Below are 19,865 nucleotides of genomic sequence, written 5' to 3' on the forward strand. Positions count from 1 at the left end.
TGGGCGTCGATCAGGTGAAGGCGTTCGATGAGTGCCAGATTCAACAGCGGTGAGGTGTTCGAGACGACCGTCATTCTCGCGCGTACTTGACGTCGAGCGCGAGATCCTCTTCGGTGTAGTGTCGCTCCACCCCACGTTCTCCGAGGAGCCGGTGGAACTCCGCCTTCGAGAGACCGGCCAGCTCTCGTGCCTTCCCAAAGGACAGATACTCCTCCCGGTACAACGACACCGCGAGTTCCTGCCGGACGATCGGTTCGCGATCCTCCGGCGGTGCCGCGATCGCGTCCAGCACGTCCGACGGGAGATCGATACTGCTCATGTCGTTAGATTCAGCGGCATAGTACTTAGTAGCGCCGTCTGTCCACTCGTCTGGACCACGGTGTTTGTCGCCTTGACGGTGTCCCAACCACACACACGAGCAGCGGCCGCCCCCAAACGTCGACGAGTCCCTTCGGTCGGTCCGCCGTCAGCTCGCCGAGGCGACTGCCGTGCCCGGCAGCAGGGATGACCGCGTCCATACGCGAGACGCAACACGTGGCCGTTTCACCCGCGCGTACCGGAGCTGTTCTCGGTTGGACTCTCCTGGCGCCCCTCGTCTCTGGCGGTGTGAACGCTCCACGCACGAACTGAGACCATCGGCGACAGGGATTCAGATGCTTTTGTCACACTACAGCGGCCGTGTCATGGCATCCCTCCTGAAACCCTAATCTGGTGTCACAGACCACAACGCTTACTATGATGTGGTGAGTAACATCAGACATCGATGGCAGCCGACGACGTGGGTGTGTTGGAAGACACGGAACGGCGCTTTGCGGATGGCACCGTTCTCCGTGTCCGCGTGCTGAGCGTGCCGGAGTCGGAGAAATTCCCGGATGGTGTCAAGTACCGGCTTCACTACGGTACTGAAGACGAGACGACGCTAATACGGTATGACAACTCCCACGGCGTCCACGAACGACACACGTCCGATGGACTTGACGACGACTACCGATTTCCCGGCTACGGGGCGGTCCAAGAGCGCTTCTGGACCGAGGTCGAACAGTTGCGCGATGAAAAGCCATCACAGGATACCAATAACCCATGACACAGAACACACTCATTGTGACCGTTGAATCGATCGGTGCTGTCCAGCAACGCACCGCCGAGGCATTCAAGCAGGCACTCACTAGCGACGCAGTTGGAGAGGACGCTCCCCACCGCCTGAGTTTCGAAACCACCGACCAGCTGGCACAGGTCTTCACGCCGCGCGCGATCGACCTCCTTCAGGCGATCGCACAAGAAGAGCCCGCGAGCATCCGCGAAGCCGCTCGGGTCGTCGATCGAGACATCAAACAAGTTTCGGAAAACCTCGAACGGCTCGAAAGATATGATGTCGTCGAGTTCGTTGCTGAGGGGCGAGCCAAGCGTCCCGTCGTCCCCTACGATGAAATTGACATCCAACTCCCGCTTCGGGAGGCCGCAGAGCGGGATGCTGCCCCGGTGTGATTCAAAACGCATGAATCCTCGATTCATGGAGACGAACGTGGCAGATGCCGGCGATAGCACCGCCCGCTCACCGCCCGGATTTGAACAGCGTCGCGAGCTCTCACGGTCCGGTTCATCGCACGTACCGTGGGCTCTCGCTGCTACTCGACCGTCACGCTCTTCGCCAAGTTCCTTGGCTTATCGATCGATCGACCCTTGTCGTTCGCCACGTGGTACGCGAACAGCTGGAGGTAAACGTTCGCGACCAGCGGTTCGACGATTCCCACGTTTGGAACCGGCAGCGACACATCGAGCGTGCCGTACTCCTCGCCCGCAGAGACGCAGCCGATGGCGGGCGCGCCGCGCGTCTGCGCCTCGGTCACGTTGTTCATCGTTTCGTCGGCGCGCGCGCCGTCGGTCAGCACCGCAAGCACGGGCGTGTCGGGCGTCACCAGCGCGAGTGGGCCGTGTTTCAGTTCGCCGGCGGCGAACCCCTCCGCGTGGTCGTAGGAGATCTCTTTGAGCTTCAGCGCGCCCTCCAAGGCGACTGGAACGCCGAGCTGCCGGCCGACGAAGAAGAACGCCTCGCTGTCGCCGTACTCGCTCGCGGCCTCGCGCACTGTCGGTTCCGCGTCGAGGACCTGCTGGACCGTGCCGGGGAGGTCGCGGAGCCCCTCCACCACCGGCCGCGCGTCGGCGGCGGCCAGCGCGCCGCGCTCGCGGCCGATCGCCACCGCGAGCATCGTCAGCGTCGCCACCTGCGAGGCGAACGTCTTCGTCGCGGCGACGCCGATCTCGGGGCCGGCGCGGATGAACGCAGTGTCGTCCACCTCGCGCGTGACGGTGCTACCGAGGGTGTTTGTCACGGCGAACGTCCGCGCGCCGGCGGCGTTCGCGCGGCGGACCGCGCCGAGCGTGTCTGCGGTCTCGCCGCTCTGTGTCACGGCGACGACCAGCGTTCGGTCCGGGCTCCTGCCCGCGCCAAACTCGTACTCGCTGGCGATTTCGACCGTCGCGCGCACCTCCGAGAGCTCCTCGAACAGCTGCGCGGCGTAGCGGCCCGCGTAGTTAGAGGTACCGCAGGCGACGATCTGGATCTCCTCAAGATCGGCGAGGAAGCCCGGCGGGAACGAGACGTCGAGGTCGACGTCGCCGCCGTCGACGTCGAGCCGCCCCGCGATGGTCTGCCGAAGTGACTCGGGCTGTTCGTGGATCTCTTTGCGCATGTAGTGCTCGTAGCCGCCTTTCTCGGCGGCGTCGGCCTCCCAGGTGACCGTCTCCACGCCGCGGTCGACGCGCTCGCCGTCGGCGTAGATCTCGACGCTGTCGGCCGACAGCGCCGCCACGTCGCCGTCTTCGAGGTAGGTCACGTCGCGCGTGTGCTCCAAGAAGGCCGTCACGTCGCTGGCGACGAAGGTGGCGTCGTCGTCGCGCCCCAACACGAGCGGGCTCCCGCGGCGCGCGACGACGATCCGGTCGTCGCCCTCGCGGACCGCACAGATGGCGTAGCTCCCTTCCAAGCGGTCCTCGACGGCCTGAACCGCCTCCAAGAGATCTATTTCGGAATCGGCGGCGAGTTCCTCCTCGATCAGGTGCGGGATGACCTCGGTGTCGGTGTCGCTCGTGAACTCGTGGGCGGCCAGCTCCGCCTTGAGTTCCTCGTGGTTCTCGACGATCCCGTTGTGGACGACCGCGACGTCGCCGGCGCAGTCCGTGTGCGGGTGGGCGTTGGCGTCGGTCGGCGGGCCGTGCGTGCTCCAGCGCGTGTGTCCGACCCCGAGCGTCGCGTCCGGGACGTCCGGGACGGTGAGGTTGTCGACCTCGCCCGACCGCTTCGCGACGGTGAGCCCGCTCGACGCGCTGACGAGCGCGACCCCGGCCGAGTCGTAGCCGCGGTACTCCAGGTTCCGGAGCCCCTCGTGGACGACGTCGCCCACGCGGGCGACCTCATTGCTGTCGTCCAACGCGATCTCGTCGCCGATGTAGCCGGTGATCCCACACATGGTTACCCCCTCCGCACAACCGCGCCCGATTCGACGCGACCGTCGATGACGACCCCCGCGTCGGCGTCGACGTCGTCGCCGACGACCGCGCCGTCGGTGAGCGTTGATCCGGCGCCGACTGTCGCGTTGTCGCCGACCACGCCGGCGAGGTCCACGCCGTGGTGGACCGCGTCGTCGACGACGACCGTCGCCGGCCCGCCCGCGATCGTCGCGTTCGGGCCGATTCGCGCGTTGCCGGCGACGATCGCGTCCCGGACCACGGCCCCGGCGCCGATCACCGCGTCGGGGAATATCACGGCGTTTTCGACAACCGCGCCAGCCTCGACCGTCGCGTTGCTCCCGATCGCCGTGCTGCCGCCGATCGTCACGTTCGGCCCGACGCGGACGTTGCCCGCGAGCGCCACGTCGTCTGCGACGGTTACTGAGTCACCGAGGGCGGGGCCGTCCGGATCCGACCCTCCAGACTCGCCGATCAGCCCGGCGTTGACGGTGAGCAGGTCCCACAGGTTCGACACGTCGAGCCAGCGGCCGTCGTATCGGACGGCCGACAACGACTCACTCGCGGCGAGGTCGTTCAGCGTCGCTGTGATCGCCAGCTCGCCGGGCGCGTCCGTCTCACGGATCGCGTCGAACACGTCGGTCGAGAACCCGTACACGCCAGCGTTGATCCGGTTCGTCTCGACCAGCCCCTCCGGCTTCTCGTCGATGGCCGTTACGCGGTCGCCGTCGAGGCTCACGACCCCGTACTCGCGCGGGTGTTCGGCGGTCGTCACCGTCATCGTCGGATAAGTCCCTTCGCGGACTCGGTCGCGGATCCTCGAGACGGCCACGGGGTCGACGATCCGGTCGCCGTTGAGCACAACGAAGGGGCCGTCGACGACCGGTTCGGCCTGTAAGACGGCGTGGCCGGTGCCGAGCTGGGTGGTCTGTTCGACGTACTCGATCGTCACGTCCCAGTCGTCGCCGTCGCCGAAGTGGTTCCGGATGCGCTCCTGTCGGTAGCCGACGACGAGGACGATCCGGTCGATGTCAGTCGCCGTAATGGCCTCGACCACGTGTTCGAGCAGTGGTCGGTTCGCCACGGGGACCATCGGCTTCGGCCGCCGGTTCGTCAGCGGGGCTAACCGCCGTCCCTCACCCGCGGCGAGGATCACCGCGGTCACGGAGTCGTCGCTCATGGATCGACGTTCATCCGCCCGGGTGTTAAATCGCTCGCGGGCGCGGCGGCGCCCCGCCGGCCGACAGCGACGTTACTCCGAGGGGCGATCGCGCGTCAAGGCCTCTCCGGGCCCGGTCGCCTCGTTGGCGCCGAGCTTCACGCCGGCGTTCAGCGAGGTGTTGATCCCCGTCTTCGCGCCGTCGCCGATGATGACGCCGAGCTTCCGGCGCCCGGTGTCGACGCGTTCGCCCTTCACGCCGAGGCGGACGTTCTCACCGTCGTGGCGGAGGTTGGCGACGTTCGTCCCCGCGCCGAAGTTCACCTGGCGGCCGAGTACCGAGTCGCCGACGTACGAGAGGTGACCGACAGAGGCGTCCGCCATCAGCAGCGAGTTCTTCACCTCGACCGAGTGGCCGACGTGGACGTCGGGACCGAGCACGGTCGCCCCGCGGACATACGCGTTCGGCCCAACGTCAGCGCCCTCGCGGATCAGCGCCGGTCCCTCGACGTAGGCCCCCGAGCGCACTCGCGCGCCCTCCTCAACGATGACCGGCCCGTGGAGGTGGACGTCCTCCTCGACGGTGCCGGCGATCTCGCGTTCGTCGCTGAGCTCCGCGAGCGCCAGCTCGTTCGCCTCCAACAGCTCCCACGGACGCCCAACGTCGAGCCAAGTCCCATCATATCGCGCCACGTCGATCCGGCGGTCGTCGCCGAGCAGGAGATCGATCGTCGTCGTGATCTCGTACTCGCCGCGCTCGCTCTCGGGGGTGCGGTCGATGTACTCGAACACCTCCGGCTCGAACGCGTAGCAGCCGACGTTCGCGAGGTTCGTCGGCGGGTCCGCCGGCTTCTCGACGATGTCCGCGAGCGAGCCGTCTTCGGCAGTCGAGAGCACGCCGTACGCCCGCGGGTCCGGGACCTCGGTGGCCGCGACGGCCGGCGCGCCCGCGTTGGCGAGCGCCAGGGGGAGCGACGCGTCCACGACCACGTCGCCGTTGAGCACGAGGAAGTCGTCGTCGACGACTGGTTCGGCCTGCGCCACGGCGTGGGCCGTGCCCAGCGCCTCCGCCTGTTCGACGTAGTGGACCGGGCGGTCGCGGTACGACGCGCCGATCGCCTCCCGGATCGCGTCACCGCGGTACCCCGTCACGACGACGAACTCGTCGACGACGTCGCGGGCGGCGTCGAACACGCGTTCGAGTAGCGAGCGATCACCGACCGGGAGGAGCGGTTTCGGGCGGCGGTCCGTCAGCGGTCGCATCCGAGTCCCGCGGCCGGCCGCGAGCACGACTCCGTACATGTCCGAGACCGACGAAGGGCCGGGGCTTATCGGCTGCGGTCGGCGGCAGGAGTCGTCAGTCCCGATCCGTAGCGGCCCGGTCGACGATGTTTCGCGCGGCCTCGAACAGCGCGGTGGCGTCGTCCTCGTCGCGTGCCCCGGCAGTAAGCGGACAGACACCGCCGTGAAACACGTTCTCTGTGTACTCGCGGTGCTCACAGAAGAAATGGAACAGATACGTAGTTTCGTAGTGCGGAGGTGTGCGATGCCTACAAGAAGGTTGTCACCCAAACAGAGCCCTCACCGCTGAGGTACGATCGGGTCCACCGGCTGCTCCGGTCTCCTGCGGTCGTCGTTGAGGCGCTCGATCGGGAGTAGTGTACTCCCCGTGGTGTGAGGGTTCGATCGATCCACAGGACACTCATCTTTTCCTGTGTAGTTCTCACGGACAAACTGCTGTCTCCATTCTCGCAGACCCCATCGCCATCCTCACAGCTGGTCTTGTCCCTCCCAGTAAGCTCTCATCCTCTGTCACAATACTGCCGTCACCACGTCCTCGCCGACCTTCCACAGCTGCCGCGCCACGATCTTCAGATCGTACGCGAACGACTGCTCGCGCACGTACTGGAGATCGTATCGGAGCTTCGCCCGCGGGTCGACGCTGCTCGCGTCGTTGATCTGCGCGAGCCCGGTCAGCCCGGGCTTGACGAACCACCGCTTGCGCCAGGTCTCGGCTTCGTCTTCCAGCAGGTGTTCCTCCTCGGTCCAGACCGCTCGTGGCCCGACGACGCTCATATCGCCGCGCAGAATCGACCATAGCTGCGGGATCTCGTCCAGGTGCGTCTGGCGGAGTACGCGACCAACCCGTGTGATGCGGTCGTTCTCCGCGTCGTCGATCGGCGTCGCCGACTCGCCCTCGGGCGTCATCGACCGGAACTTGAAGATGGGGAACGTCTCGCCGAACACGGCGGTCCGCTCCTGTCGGTACAACACTGGGCCACCGTCTTCGAGTTTGATCGCGACCGCGATACTCGTGATGATTGGCGTCAACACGAGGAGCCCCATCACCGAGAAGGCGATGTCGAAGCCGCGTTTGAACATGTAGTCCTGAATGTCCCACGGCTCGATCTCGACGTCGACGAGCGACGCGTTCGGGTCCGGCGTGTCAGTCAGTACCGTGTCCGCGTGGGCCGGATGGACCTTCGCGGCGACGCCGTGTTCGTAGCACGCGTCGAGTGCGCCGAAGAACTCTGCGCGGTCGGGCTCGTCGAACGCCAGCACCACCGTGTCGATATCCTGCTCCACGAGGATATCTTCAAGCCGCGAGAGGCCGCCCAACCGCGCCAGTCCGGCCGATTGGCGGCCGCCGTCTACGGCGTGTGCGACGCCGGCGGATTCGACGCCGGGATCCTCGGCTGCCGACTGCGCGCCGGTCAACGCGTGGACCGTCGTCGGACAGAGATAGCCGAGCAGCGGAAGGTCGGCGCCACGCGCGATCTCCGCGATCTGTGCGGGGTCGTCCCCGACGATGATCGCCCGCTCGCTGCGCGCTTCGGGGCGGCGCAGCCAGATAAACCACGCCGGCAACACGACCACCAGCAGCGGCGTGATCAACACCAGTGTGAGCCGCGGCATCTTGTAGGTGTAATCGAAGTAGCCGATGGTCGCGAGGGCAAACACGGCCACGAAGGTGCGCTTGTGCGCGAGCGCGACGATGTCGAGGATTCGCCGCGGGCGCGGCTTGTACAGGGGAACGAACGCGGCCGTTACCACCACGACGGTCAACGCGACCTCGATGACGAACTCCGCGCCGGCGGGCGGGTCCACGGGCAGGCGACCGAAGACCGGGACCATCGCCGCGGTCGCTTGGACTGTCCCGTTGTTGGCGAGCATCACCGCGAGCGCGACCAGCCCGGCGACGCCCCCCACGCTTGCGGCGCGGTACCGCCATCCCGTATCCATTATCGACTACTGTCACATGTATCGGGTTAAACACTATGTTTCCCGCCCTGGAAACGGGAATTGACAGTGAGTACCCGCGACGACACCCCCGCCACGACGGCCGCGTCCCGCCCGCGACCGAAACCGCTAATCGGCGCCCCCGACAGATGACAGCCAATGCCCGCGCCTGAGGAGACGACGGCGGCCGCACGCGAGTTCCTCGCCGACCACCCCGAGGCCGAGGACGCGCTCGCGACCCTCGTCGAGCGCGACGCCCAGGGGGAGCCGTGGACGTTCGCCGATATCTCCCTCGACTCCGGCCAGTTCGGCGAACTCGTCGCCCGGGACCTCGCGACGTCCGTCGACGACGGCTATCGCCTCGCAAATCCGGACGCGATCCGCGCCGCGATCGAGGCGGGCCCGGCTGCCGCAGGCGAAGACTCGGCCGTAGCCGCCGAGGGGAGCGACGTCGACACGGGCGGAACTGCCGATGGCGGCGACGCTGTATCGTCGCGGTTCCCCACGACGGCCGACGTCGACGCCCTCACGCTGCTCGGCCTCGTCGGAACGCTGTTCGCGGTTGCCGGCGCGCGTCTCGTGGCCGCGCCCGCGGTGTTCCAGCAGGGGTTCGTCGTCTCGCCGGCCAACGACACGTACTTCTTCCGTTACTGGCAGGAGCGACTCGCTGCCCGCGCCGACGGAATCTTCGATCTGGGGCTGTTCGCAGAGATGGGCGGGGCGGCGGGCACGCGCCCGCTCGCCCACGCGACGAACTGGTGGGTGACAGTCCTGCTCGGCGGCGTCGACGCCGCGCCCTCCGTCGCCGCGTGGCTCCCGGTCGTCGCGTCCGTCTGTCTGGGGTACCTCGTTTACCGCACCGCGCGCCTGCTCACCGGCGACGTCCGCGTCGCGCTCGCCGCGGTGCTGTTCTACGGGCTCGCACCCGTGAACGTCGTGTACACCTCCGTGGGATTCCTCGACCACCAGGCCCACCAGTACCTGTGGCTCGGGCTGCTCGTCGCGACGCTGACCGCGCTCGGGGTCGACATCGCGCGACGGATCGAAGATACTGACCCGCAGGCGGCCGCACGGGCACACGCGCGCGACGCGCGAATGTGGCTCGTCGCGATCGCGCTCGCTGTCTCCGTGGCCGCCTCCGCGCACGCCTACGGCGGCTCGCCGCTCACGTTCGTCCCAGTCGCGGCCGTCGTCGGGCTCCGCGTCGCGCTCGACGTTCGGCGGGACCTCTCTCCGACCTACGCCAACGCCCCCCTGCTTGCCGGGCTCGGGCTGGGCGCCGTGGGAGCGCTGGGCGCGCACCTCGCGCTGGGGTGGCATGAGTCGATCGCCGCGGTCACGCCCGTCCTCGTCGCGGGCGGCGCGCTCGTCGTGGTCGGGCTGGGGGAGTTGTGGCGCCGCGTCTCGCTGCCGCCGCTTGCGCTCGTCGCGGCCGAGGCGGTCGTCGCCGTCGGCGGACTCGTCGCCTACGCACGCCTGCGCCCGGGCGACATCGACCGCATTCGGACGCGCGCCGCCGACCTGTTCTTCCGTGAGGGGATCACCGAAACGGTTTCGCTATTCAGTCCGGACTTCGCGGTGGTGTTCGGGCCGCTGCTCCAACTCGGCCTCGGATTTTATTTCGCGATCGCAGTCCTTGCGGTCGCGACGTGGGCAACCGCGCGTCGCTACGAGCCCGGCTGGCTCGTCTTAGTCTGCTTCGCGTGGTACTACACGCTGCTTGCGACGATTCAGGTCCGCTTCGCCGGACAGTTGGCGATCATGATCGCGCCGTTCGCGGGGATTGGTCTTGTCTACCTCCTGTCGGCGATCGACATCGCGCGTCCAGTGGCCGCCCTCGGTCGCGGCGACGACGCTGACTCCCCGCCGACTCGCGGCCGATCGAGCCGCGGTCGACCGAGCCGCACTGGAGCGGACAGCGAACCGGGTGGAGAGACCGCGATCACGTCGCTTGCGCTGCCGGAGGGGACTCGCCTACGCGGGTACCTCGCCGCGACGGTCGCGCTCGTGCTGTTGTTCAACCTCCTCCTCGTCCCGTCGCTCGTCGGGCAGACGACCCACGACCGCGCGCAGTTCGACGCCGCGCTCACAGCCGATTCCCACGCCGAGGATGTCGACCGTGAGTACCCACAAAACTTCGTGTTGAGCCAGTGGGGCGACAATCGAATGTACAACTACTTCGTAAACGGTGAAGCCCGCAGCTACAGCTACGCACGAAGCAATTACGATCAGTTCCTTACCGCTACACACCCAGACGAGTGGTACAACCGCTTTCAAGATCGTGTCGGGTACGTCGTCGTTACTGAACGCGAAAACGCACCACCAACAGAGTCTACTTACACAACCCTCTATGATGGGCTCGGCGTCGGCGTCAACGACACCGCCGCAACCGGCCATTACCAGCTACTCACTGCCACTGAGGAGATCCGGACGTTTGCGGTTGTCCCCGGCGCGACGATCTCCGTGCCAGAGCCCAGTTCGGTTGGCGTCGAAAACGGGACGGTGACCGCAACAACAACTGTGACTGTACCCAATTCGTCCGGTGAAGTCACAGCAACTGGCACAACGTTCGAGTATGAACGTCACGCTGCTGTCTCGAACGGAACCGCAACAATCCGGGTCGCACACCCCGGGGAGTATCAGGTTGGAACCCAGTCTGTGACCGTAACCAATGACGCTGTTCACAATGGCAATCAAACAGTCGTTCAGTCGGGGTAGCGCGCAATCTCAGTGAACTAGCCTCCCCTCCCCTCCTCTACTCGCTCACTCCCGTGGCGACAGATATGCGAAGCCAAGAATCACTAACACGGTTACGATAATTCCGAATCCAGGAACCTCTGACTCTGTCCCCTCATCAGTTGTATTGGATGGTCCACCGTCTTGCTCAGTCTCTTGATTAGCAACATCATTGGATGTCCCAGTCTTATCATCCTCATCGTTAGAGGTGCCATTGAACTCCGCTGAGGTAGTATTCTCTTTACTCGATGTATCGGTGGTTGTCTGATTTTCGTCCACAGCCGTTTCGTTCGTATCCACAGCCGTTTCGTTCGTATCCACAGCCGTTTCATTCGCATCTACTGTTGTTTCGTCTTGCTCATTTTCGTCATTCCCGTCATCCTCGTCATTACCTGAGCCACCGGATCCATCTGTTCCACTTGTCTCGTCTCTATCATCCTCTGATTGAAGATCTTCAACACCGTTTGCGAGCGTTTTTGTTGATTCAATAACGCTACGAGGCGCAGGCTGATTGAGGTAGTTATTGTTCAACACTACGTAATTATTGTTTTCACCCGCACTTGTGCTGGCATACGGCTGCCGCTCAAGGATCGACGCCTCAGAGTCTGTCACAACTATTAATTCAGGGTTGGTTTGGAGGATTACCTCATCCGAGAGCTGTGGATATCCATCTGCCTCTGACGCTGCGACGTTCGTAGTCCCACCAATCTGCATAATATCGTTGATGAAGGTATTGTCAGCAGCGACATACCCGCCTCCAAGTGGATACAGTGCATCGGGGCGGTCAAGATCTGCGGTCTGGTTTTCAACATTCTCCACGGTCTGATTCATCTCAGTGTTTATGTCAGTTGCCGCCTCGCAGTTTCCGACAAGACGGCCTGTGCGTTCTGTCTTCGAGGCAATATCCTCGGTATCAGTAGCAGCCGGGAAATGGTAGACCGTGAGATTCTGTGCACGAAGATCTGCGACTTGGCCAGCCGAGGCATTAGGTGCTAACACAAGATCGGGATCAGTCGCAACGACCTTTTCGACGCTGACACCGAATTCTGCGGAGACATTTGTTTTGCTGTCAGTTCCATTCAGATACCCAGCAAATCCGGTTACGCCGACAACCCGGTCTTGCGCACCGATCTCCCAGATCGTCTGGGCGGCTGATGGGTTTGTTGTCGTGATCCGATCCGGCTGTTCATCAAGCGTAATTTCTGTCCCTGTCGCGTCTGTTACAGTAAGCGGGAACCCACATGTATCACTACTATCGGTCGTATCTTCTGTTTTGTCGGCTTGTAGGTCTTCAACAGCAGCTGCGAGCGTTTTTGTTGACTCAATCACGCTCCGGGGCGCCGGCTGGTTTAGATAACTTTTATTCATAACTACATAGTTATCATCAGCCCCAGCAGTTGTGCTGGCGTAGGGTTCTTTCTCAAGAATTGCGCCCTCTGTATCAGTTACAAGTACGACCTCAGGATCTGTTTTAAGGATGACTTCATCAGAAAGTTGTGGATATCCATCTGCTTCTGACGCTGCGACGTTCGTAGTCCCACCAATCTGCATAATCTCGTTGATGAAGGTATTGTCAGCAGCGACATACCCGCCTCCAAGTGGATACAGTGCATCGGGACGGTCAAGCTCAGCGGTCTGGCTTTCTACATTCTCTACAGTCTGGTTCATTTCATTATTCACCTCCGTTGCAGCCTCGCAGTTCCCGACAAGACGGCCTGCGCGCTCTGTTTTTGCCGCAATATCATCGGTATCGGTCGCGGCCGGGAAATGGTAGACCGTGAGATTCTGTGCACGAAGATCTGCGACTTGATCAGCTGAGGCGTTAGGTGCTAACACAAGATCGGGATCGGTTGCGACGACTTTTTCGACGCTGACACCGAATTCTGCGGAGACATTCGTTTTGCTGTCAGTCCCGTTCAAGTACCCCGAAAATTCGGTTACACCAACAACCCGGTCTTGCGCACCGATCTCCCAGAGCGTTTGGGCTGCTGACGGGTTTGTTGTCGTGATCCGATCCGGCTGTTCATCAAGCGTGATTTCTGTCCCTGTCGCATCAGTCACGTTGAGCGGAAACTCACAGGTGTTATTTTCTGCTGTCTGCATCGGTTCCTGACCGCTGTAATCGGCAGACAGACTTTCACTCTCTGAGTGTTCGAACTCTGCTCCTGCCGGGTGTGCTCCAGCGGCGGTTCCTGAGGCTCCAACAACTGCTGTCACCACAATCACCGCCAGTAGAATCACTCGCAAGTTCTTCACAGTTGGCAGCCGGGTTTGTGAAATATAGTTTTTATTATTCCAATCTTGCTTGCGTTGGCATGTTTGTCTTGTATCTAGTCCAACTATCGATAGTCCCGTCTGACGCAGATTAATACGTCCCGAGCCATACGGTCCAGTATTCAATGGCCTGTTCCATAGCCACGTACTCAGGGTTCGATGAGGTCCATCCGCAACCAGCACACTTTCATACGGCTCAACGGAGTACCAATCAATGAAACTCGCAACGATCGGGGTCGGTAACGCAGGCAGCAAGCTTATCGACCAGATGATTGAGTTTGAATTTGAGACTGGTCGTAATCTGTGCCGTCACGCACTTGTCATCAATACGGCTCGGACAGACCTCGCTAAACCACAACATCTCGATGAAGATCGCCGGGTGTTAATCGGCGACACCCACCAGAAAGCGCGTGGACACGGGGTTGGAGGTGATGCTGAAATTGGTGCTGAGGTTGCGCAAACTGACATTGATGAAATCAGGCGCGTCTTCGACGATGTTGAAATTCACGAGGTTGATGCCGTCTTAGTCGCAGCCGGCCTTGGTGGAGGCACTGGTAGTGGCGCTGCTCCCGTTGTTATCGACGAACTACAGAAGATGTACGATGAGCCAGTGTACGGACTTGGAGTGTTACCTGGCACATACGAGGGCGGCCGACCAGCCCTCAACGCTGCCCGCTCGCTTCAGTCATTCGTCAACAAGGTTGACAACTTCATCGCGTTCGACAACGATGCGTGGCGTTCTCGCGGGCAGACTATTGAGCAGGGCTACGAAGAGATGAACGAAGAACTTGCGACACGCATTGTCACTCTGCTCGCCGCCGGCGAAGTTGATGAGTCGGAGGTGGGTGAGAACGCAATGGATTCGAGTGACATTATGCGAACACTCGACACTGGTGGTGTCTCTTCGATTGGATACGCATCTACTGATGTTACTCCCGCAAAAGAAGGACTGTTGGCCAATTTCAAAGAGGCTGACGACTCGCAGGGTGAATCAACAGATGCTGCAAAAATCAAAGGCTTGGTGCGTCGTGCGACGAACTCTCGGCTCACCGTTCCATGTGACGTTTCGAGTGCTGACCGTGCGTTGATTGTCTTTGCTGGACCGCCAGATGTAATCTCACGCAAAGGTGTTGAATCTGCCCGTGAATGGCTAGAACAAGAGGCTGACACCGTTGACGTGCTTGCTGGTGATGACCCTCGGCCTGACTCATCAACGCTTGCGGCAGTAGTGTTACTCTCCAATGTGACTGATACACCACGAATTAGTGAGATCCAAGATCAAGCTGTTGACGCACAAAACAAGATTCAAGAACAGGATGCGGTTCGCGAAGAGGAAATTCAGTCGCTGATTACCGATGACGACAATGATCTGGACCCTATTGTTTGAGCGAACACGTCGTCAAACGCTTGTCCGACAGACGCATCACCACTCTGTTGGCCGCCACCATCACTCGCATCAGTTGGTGTGTGAATGAAGGTCGCACTTCTCGGCGTTGGTGGTTGTGGCACCCGACTCGTTGATCAGTTTGTCCGAGCTGAACGCCGCACAGGCCGGCCGGTAACCGATGGAAACGTTCTCGCGTTTCATACTGAGTCACAACCACTCTCTCAAACAACAGCGCTCAGTACTGACCAGCACGTTCTCCTCGGTGATACACACCCGGCAGTACTTCGACGAGACTCGAACTCACCTGCTACTGACTCCCCAAATTCGTCCCACGATTCCCAACTACAATCAGAGACATCCACAGCCACGAGTCAACAAGGTACCTCCAGTAACTCGCGCACGCGTGGATATGATATCAACGAGTATGGTGTCGGTGGCGATCCAGATGTTGGCGCACAAGTCGCCAAAGCGGATCGGCCAGAAATTCGACGGGCACTCGATAAAATCGATGAAACCGAAGTCGCAGCAACGATGGTTGTTGCTGGACTTGGCGGCGGCACTGGTGCTGGTGTCGGTAGTGTGTTGCTTGATGAACTCACCGACATTTATGAAACGGCAGTCTACACACTTGGCGTTCTCCCTGCTGACACAGAGTCAGACCAGCGAGCATTGACTGCTGCCCGTGGCCTTCGAACACTTGTCCCTCAGGCTGAGTCGACGTTTCTTGTTGATAATAACACTTGGTGTCATGAGACTGATGCCGTTGCTGACTGTTATCAGTCGATTAATTCAATGACTGTCGATCGGCTATTGAGTGTTTTCGGCGCTGGCGAAGCCAACACCACATTTGAGTCTGAACTTCGGATTGATCCTGCTGATATCTCGCGTACCCTTGCTGTTGGTGGAGTAACGACTGTTGGTCGTGCCACGATTGAAATTGACAGTGAAACCCATGGACTCTTGGCCCGGATTCTTCGGTTGCTTGGTCGGTCCTCCCCATCTGGATCGACTCCTGTCGATGCAGCAAAAATAAAGACACTCATCAGCCGCGCAGTACAATCGAAACTGACGCTGCCATGTGATATCACCTCCGCAGACCGGGTTTTGCTCATCCTTAGTGGGCCCCCAGATACGATCTCTCGGAAAGGGTTTGAGACCGGCCGGTACCTTCTCGAAGACGAAACAGAGACGGTTGAGGTACTTGCTGGCGACGAACCGATCCAAAACACGACAGAGCTCACAGCAACTGTCGTCCTCGCAAATGTGACCTCTGTTCCGCAGATCGACCAACTTCAGCGTCGTGCAGTTGTAACACAAGACTCTGCTACGACCACTTCAGCGACGACATCGTCCAGTCCAGAACAGACTGAAACAGGTGATAGCGTGCGAACACAGTCTGGTAAGTCGCAATCGGATGGTGACTCACACTCTGTTGAGTTCGACTTTGATGAGGTTGATACTGCCTCTGAGACGACAGAATCAACCGAATGACGACACGCGATCAATCGGATTCGAACTGGAGCGCCGCAGAAGAAGACATCATGGAAGCAACATACTCAGCATTGCTCAAACATGGCTACGCTGACCTCTCTATTGCTCGTATCGGTGATGAGTTTGAGCGATCAAAAGCCTTGATATACCATTACTATGACTCGAAAGACGACTTGCTTGTCACGCTGCTTGAATTTACTGTTGACCAGTTTGAATCATCTCTTAACACTGAGGCAAGCCAGAACCCGGCCCAAGATCTCAAACAGCTGATTGACAAGCTCCTCTCTCCGCACCCACTTGAGGATAGCCACCAGTTCCAAGCGGTGCTTGTTGGCTTCCGATCGCAGGCTCTCACGAACACTCGTATCCGCGCTCAGTTCACCCAGGTTGATGAGTATTTGGCGACCACTATTCAAGAACTCATTGACCGTGGTATTGCTGAAGATGTTTTTCATGATGTCAACGCCTCACAGGTTGCTGAATATATTCTCGCAACGATTAACGGTGTTATGTACAGCCGTCTCACAACAGACCGAGGCGACGCTATCGCGGCGGCGCACACATCGCTCATTTCGTATCTTGACTCAGAACTTATCGCAGACCGAGGCGGAAACCCACCCCTTTAGCCCTGTCTCTGACGGAGAATCGAGGAGAAAGCCTCGCGCTTTAGCTCGGGGAGGATGTCAACCAAACTTCGTTCTGATCTGTTCGATATCGGTTCGGATGGCTGTTCCAAGATCTCCAATCGCTGATAGCACTGGATACTGTGGCGCATCACTTTCCGCATACAGATACTCACAAAACATCAACTGTTCACCAGACGTGCTCTCAGTTGGTGGCTCAGCGATCGGCGGATCCCGGAGATCAGCTTGTCGTTGCTTGGCAATTTCATCCAGTTCCGTTTCAAGTTCTTGAAGCGCACACCAGATGTCGAATGCCGCTTCACCACGACGTGTCTGGACGGTGTCAAGATGTTCCCGGAGGTTGTGCTGCCGAGTCTCGATAGTAGTCAGTTCTGTTTGGTAATGTGTGAGTAGATCTATCTCATCAGTAATTGCATCTACAAGATCTTCGCGTGCGTCAATTGCATTTTGACTTCGATCAACAATCGCTTGCTGGACCGCTGGAATGAGGACCTTGTTTGTTGCTAATGATGTTACAATGTCTTCTCCGAGTTCAGCAGCAAGATTTTCAGCAAGTGTCTCTTCGTTTTCAATACTGTAATGCGGAACGGACCGTACTGTCTGCTCATACGTAGAGAGGACATACTTGAGCGTCGCATCACCTGGGTTTGAGGGTGCGTCCATTGCTCGTGACCGGTCACCCATATTTGTCTGTGAGGCGTTTGGTGAATCGATTGTCACCGGATCAACTCGTCGTATTCGCGTCTGAAATTGTTGAAATGCGTCTCGCTCCGCAACAACGCACTCTCGTTCAGTCCGACACGCTTCAACCGCTGTCTGGAGTTCATCCATTACGAGCAACAGTACTGCTCCAATGCTTGCGATTATCCCAACCACAAGTGGTGACGTGAGCAGTTCTACCCCACAATACCACACGTTGACACACGCTTCGGGCTGGTCAGCAATGGGTAGGGGGAGTCTCATGATTACCTGTACGATCAGTGTTGAACAGTTGTAGACGCTTTTACCCTGATCGCCTCCATGTCAGCCGCTATCTGTGAGTCCACTACCGACACTCGGAGTCGCCTGTCGGAACTCGCCCACCGTGCCACATCTGGCACCGTGTTGTTTTCGTCATCGATTGGGTTCACTGACCTATGTCTCACAATGGTTATAGTTCTACCTGTGTGATTTAAGTCCTAGCCTTCCTGATATAGCGACATGCAACGAACGCGCCGTAACGTTCTTGTTGGTCTCGGCGCTGCTTCGAGCTTAGCTGGCTGTTTAAGCGTAGATGGAGTGAGATATCCAGATGAAATAGAATCGACGGACGGCTCAAATACTACGACAGAGCCTGGCACCGATCAGCCCTCTACTGACAATTCAACGGACGACAACGGAGGGTTGACTGGCCCACGGAAACCCATAGCTGAGACGACTCAGGCAGTTGTTTCTGATCTGATCTGGTTTGCTGTCTCGTACCAACAGGCAATCAAGTCGTACAAAAGCGCTATTGACGATGTGCTTGACACTGTAGCCGGGATTCGTGACACTATCCACCAGCCAAAGATGCCGACAGTAACCATGGTTGATCGGCTCGAAACTGCGGGATACAACGCTGCCGACCACGCCACGGAAGCGCTTGAACCCCATTTTTCTCCTGCTGACCTACTCCGGTCACGGACTGAGAAACATCTCCCAGCACTGAATCGTGCGGCCCGTCGGAACGACGCTGACCGATTTGTCGAGGAACTCGATCGGATGCGCCTCTCGTTTTTCCAAATTCAGACGTCGGCGTATATTGGGGGGCGCTTCTCACGGGCGCCAATTCACAACCGGTTGCTTGACCGGCTTGTTCCATGCGCCGTCGATGATGTTCTCGTAGAACTGGCGATTCCGACTCGTCGCACGTTTACAACGCTCGCGTATGAACCGTATGCGGATGAGAGTGAAAAATACTCTCCCACGTTCACTGCAGATCCGCTTCCGGCGACTCGTCGAGACAGCCTCCGGAATCGGTTAGGGCCGGTCGTCCAACCGTCAGGCCGTACTGACGAATTATTTTTCACATTCGCATCTCGTCCGGATCCTGTTGAACGCCGCCGCAACGCGTTTCGTGGCCCGCCCGGCGATCTAGACGGTACCCCACTACACGTTCAACACTACGACGATCGCGCGACTGCACGCGAGCAAATTACAACTATGCTTGAGGCCGGGACCACCGAAGGGACTACCACAATTACCCCGGAGGGAACGTCGTCCACTGATTCGGTTGAGTGGTACCGCTACTATCACCACGAGGCAGGGAGCGATCGGACTAATCTTGATGACTTTCCGGGTGTTCAGTACGGATATCTGCTTCAGGCTGGTGCGTTCGTTTTTGCTACTGGCTTTTCTGGCGATGCGTGGGAAGAACGACCTCGCTGGCAGGACCACCTTACTGACAGTTGGGTGCTTCAGGCTGACCCATGTGGTTAGGGTTTAATTTGGGTGCCATCAAATACCACGTATGACACAACCTTATCCTCGGCGGCAGCTCCTCGTTGCTGTTGGGTCTTTGTCCCTTGCTGGCTGCCTTGTTGAGAGTGAGACATCCTCGGCTGATGCGTCTGAGGAGTCGTCTCAGTCGCGTACAAACGATTCATCACATCCCCAAAGAAGGACGTCTACTGGGTCTCAATCAGCGGATTCTAGACCGCCGAATAACGCATCATCAGGCATCACAACTTCGCTTGATGCTGCCGGTATCGCTGTTGAGACAATTCGTATTGACCGTATCGTCGAATCGCTATATCAGTCACAGATTATTGCTGATATCGTCATCTCCAATGTCGGACCAGCACAGTATGGAACACTTGAGTTGCGTGCCGATGCCTACTATGAGCCGCCGGACGATGACCGGACGTATCATCCACCACGTGTTACTGATCGCACTGCTGTTGGACGGAGTTACATTGAGCGGACGTACGATTCGTTTGATTCGGGAACGCGCACCCTCACCGGTGTCGTCATTCAGTACGACGCTGACGACGCGAATGGATCGACAGACCCTGCTGAGTTTGACATTGAAATCGCTGTCCGATGGGCTAAACCGTTATAATCCGAATCGGCGATCATTCCCGTAGCCTGTGACTTGAAATGAGCGTAAGTCCGTTTTATTGAGATGAAGATCTATATTAAATAACTATCCAATTTCGTTTCTCGGCGTCTTACCGTTCAATTCTTGTCTCGTTGGACCCGACAGATAGTGATGTAGTGAGATGTCGGCCCCCGATAAGATGTGTCAGCACTATGTAAACTGTGCTCTGCTGGGTATCAACTAGGATTTCCGAAACGACTGCTATGGCGACCAGTTAATTTCTTGTACCTCTGGAATCCACCATCCGCAAGCTGTATTCTGCCCCTCCAGTATGGTATAACAACTCACCGGAAAAAAGACAATGAGTCTTTGACAAGATATAAATCAGATCATATTGAGTAGCAACCGTTC

Annotated in this window: 14 protein-coding genes; 7 read left to right on the plus strand and 7 right to left on the minus strand. The window is 59.7% G+C overall.

What is annotated here, in order from left to right; translation table 11 throughout:
* Positions 1-70: 70 nt before the first annotated feature.
* Positions 71-319: a UPF0175 family protein gene (locus ACOZ35_RS14195; RefSeq protein WP_004598900.1), complete on the minus strand. Its 249-nt coding sequence runs from the start codon at positions 317-319 to the stop codon at positions 71-73.
* Positions 320-763: 444 nt separating this feature from the next.
* Between ACOZ35_RS14195 and ACOZ35_RS14200 the strand changes: the two genes are divergently transcribed.
* Together ACOZ35_RS14200 and ACOZ35_RS14205 are read left to right on the plus strand one after the other, a co-directional pair.
* On the plus strand, positions 764-1,084 hold the full coding sequence (locus ACOZ35_RS14200; protein WP_424014177.1) for a toxin-antitoxin system TumE family protein: 321 nt from the start codon (positions 764-766) through the stop codon (positions 1,082-1,084).
* Positions 1,081-1,485: a transcriptional regulator gene (locus ACOZ35_RS14205; RefSeq protein WP_424014178.1), complete on the plus strand. Its 405-nt coding sequence runs from the start codon at positions 1,081-1,083 to the stop codon at positions 1,483-1,485. The genes ACOZ35_RS14200 and ACOZ35_RS14205 overlap by 4 nt, the downstream gene beginning before the upstream one ends.
* Before the next feature lie 140 nt (positions 1,486-1,625).
* Here the strand turns inward: ACOZ35_RS14205 and glmS are convergent, their stop codons facing one another.
* The 4 genes from glmS to ACOZ35_RS14225 form a co-directional block, all read right to left on the minus strand.
* Positions 1,626-3,467: a glutamine--fructose-6-phosphate transaminase (isomerizing) gene (glmS, locus tag ACOZ35_RS14210; RefSeq protein ID WP_424014179.1), complete on the minus strand. Its 1,842-nt coding sequence runs from the start codon at positions 3,465-3,467 to the stop codon at positions 1,626-1,628.
* 2 nt (positions 3,468-3,469) lie between these two features.
* On the minus strand, positions 3,470-4,645 hold the full coding sequence (locus tag ACOZ35_RS14215) for a sugar phosphate nucleotidyltransferase (protein ID WP_424014180.1): 1,176 nt from the start codon (positions 4,643-4,645) through the stop codon (positions 3,470-3,472).
* A 72-nt stretch (positions 4,646-4,717) separates the two neighbouring features.
* On the minus strand, positions 4,718-5,926 hold the full coding sequence (gene glmU, locus ACOZ35_RS14220; protein WP_424014181.1) for a bifunctional sugar-1-phosphate nucleotidylyltransferase/acetyltransferase: 1,209 nt from the start codon (positions 5,924-5,926) through the stop codon (positions 4,718-4,720).
* 510 nt (positions 5,927-6,436) lie between these two features.
* Positions 6,437-7,867, minus strand: coding sequence for a sugar transferase (locus ACOZ35_RS14225; RefSeq protein WP_424014182.1), 1,431 nt, complete (start codon positions 7,865-7,867; stop codon positions 6,437-6,439).
* 156 nt (positions 7,868-8,023) lie between these two features.
* On the opposite strand from ACOZ35_RS14225, the gene ACOZ35_RS14230 reads away from it, so the two are divergent.
* Positions 8,024-10,582 (plus strand): hypothetical protein, encoded by a 2,559-nt coding sequence (locus ACOZ35_RS14230; RefSeq protein WP_424014183.1) that lies wholly within the window; start codon positions 8,024-8,026, stop codon positions 10,580-10,582.
* A gap of 45 nt (positions 10,583-10,627) precedes the next feature.
* On the opposite strand, the gene ACOZ35_RS14235 is transcribed toward ACOZ35_RS14230, so the two are convergent.
* Entirely contained in the window at positions 10,628-12,703 is a 2,076-nt protein-coding gene (locus ACOZ35_RS14235; protein WP_424014184.1) for a PGF-CTERM-anchored ABC transporter substrate-binding protein, read from the minus strand.
* A 385-nt stretch (positions 12,704-13,088) separates the two neighbouring features.
* Here ACOZ35_RS14235 and ACOZ35_RS14240 point away from each other — a divergent pair, with 385 nt between their 5' ends.
* The 3 genes from ACOZ35_RS14240 (at position 13,089) to ACOZ35_RS14250 (ending at position 16,378) form a co-directional block, all read left to right on the plus strand.
* A complete protein-coding gene (locus tag ACOZ35_RS14240) occupies positions 13,089-14,261 on the plus strand; it encodes a tubulin/FtsZ family protein (RefSeq protein WP_424014185.1) in 1,173 nt (390 codons plus the stop codon).
* A gap of 84 nt (positions 14,262-14,345) precedes the next feature.
* Positions 14,346-15,752, plus strand: coding sequence for a tubulin/FtsZ family protein (locus ACOZ35_RS14245; protein WP_424014186.1), 1,407 nt, complete (start codon positions 14,346-14,348; stop codon positions 15,750-15,752).
* Positions 15,749-16,378: a TetR/AcrR family transcriptional regulator gene (locus ACOZ35_RS14250; protein ID WP_424014187.1), complete on the plus strand. Its 630-nt coding sequence runs from the start codon at positions 15,749-15,751 to the stop codon at positions 16,376-16,378. The genes ACOZ35_RS14245 and ACOZ35_RS14250 overlap by 4 nt, the downstream gene beginning before the upstream one ends.
* Before the next feature lie 57 nt (positions 16,379-16,435).
* On the opposite strand, the gene ACOZ35_RS14255 is transcribed toward ACOZ35_RS14250, so the two are convergent.
* Positions 16,436-17,359 (minus strand): DUF7260 family protein, encoded by a 924-nt coding sequence (locus ACOZ35_RS14255; protein ID WP_424014188.1) that lies wholly within the window; start codon positions 17,357-17,359, stop codon positions 16,436-16,438.
* 237 nt (positions 17,360-17,596) lie between these two features.
* Here ACOZ35_RS14255 and ACOZ35_RS14260 point away from each other — a divergent pair, with 237 nt between their 5' ends.
* Positions 17,597-18,853, plus strand: coding sequence for a hypothetical protein (locus tag ACOZ35_RS14260; RefSeq protein WP_424014189.1), 1,257 nt, complete (start codon positions 17,597-17,599; stop codon positions 18,851-18,853).
* Positions 18,854-19,865: the final 1,012 nt, after the last annotated feature.

This window comes from Halorubrum xinjiangense (assembly GCF_049604745.1).
GTDB classification, from domain to species: Archaea; Halobacteriota; Halobacteria; order Halobacteriales; family Haloferacaceae; genus Halorubrum; species Halorubrum xinjiangense_A.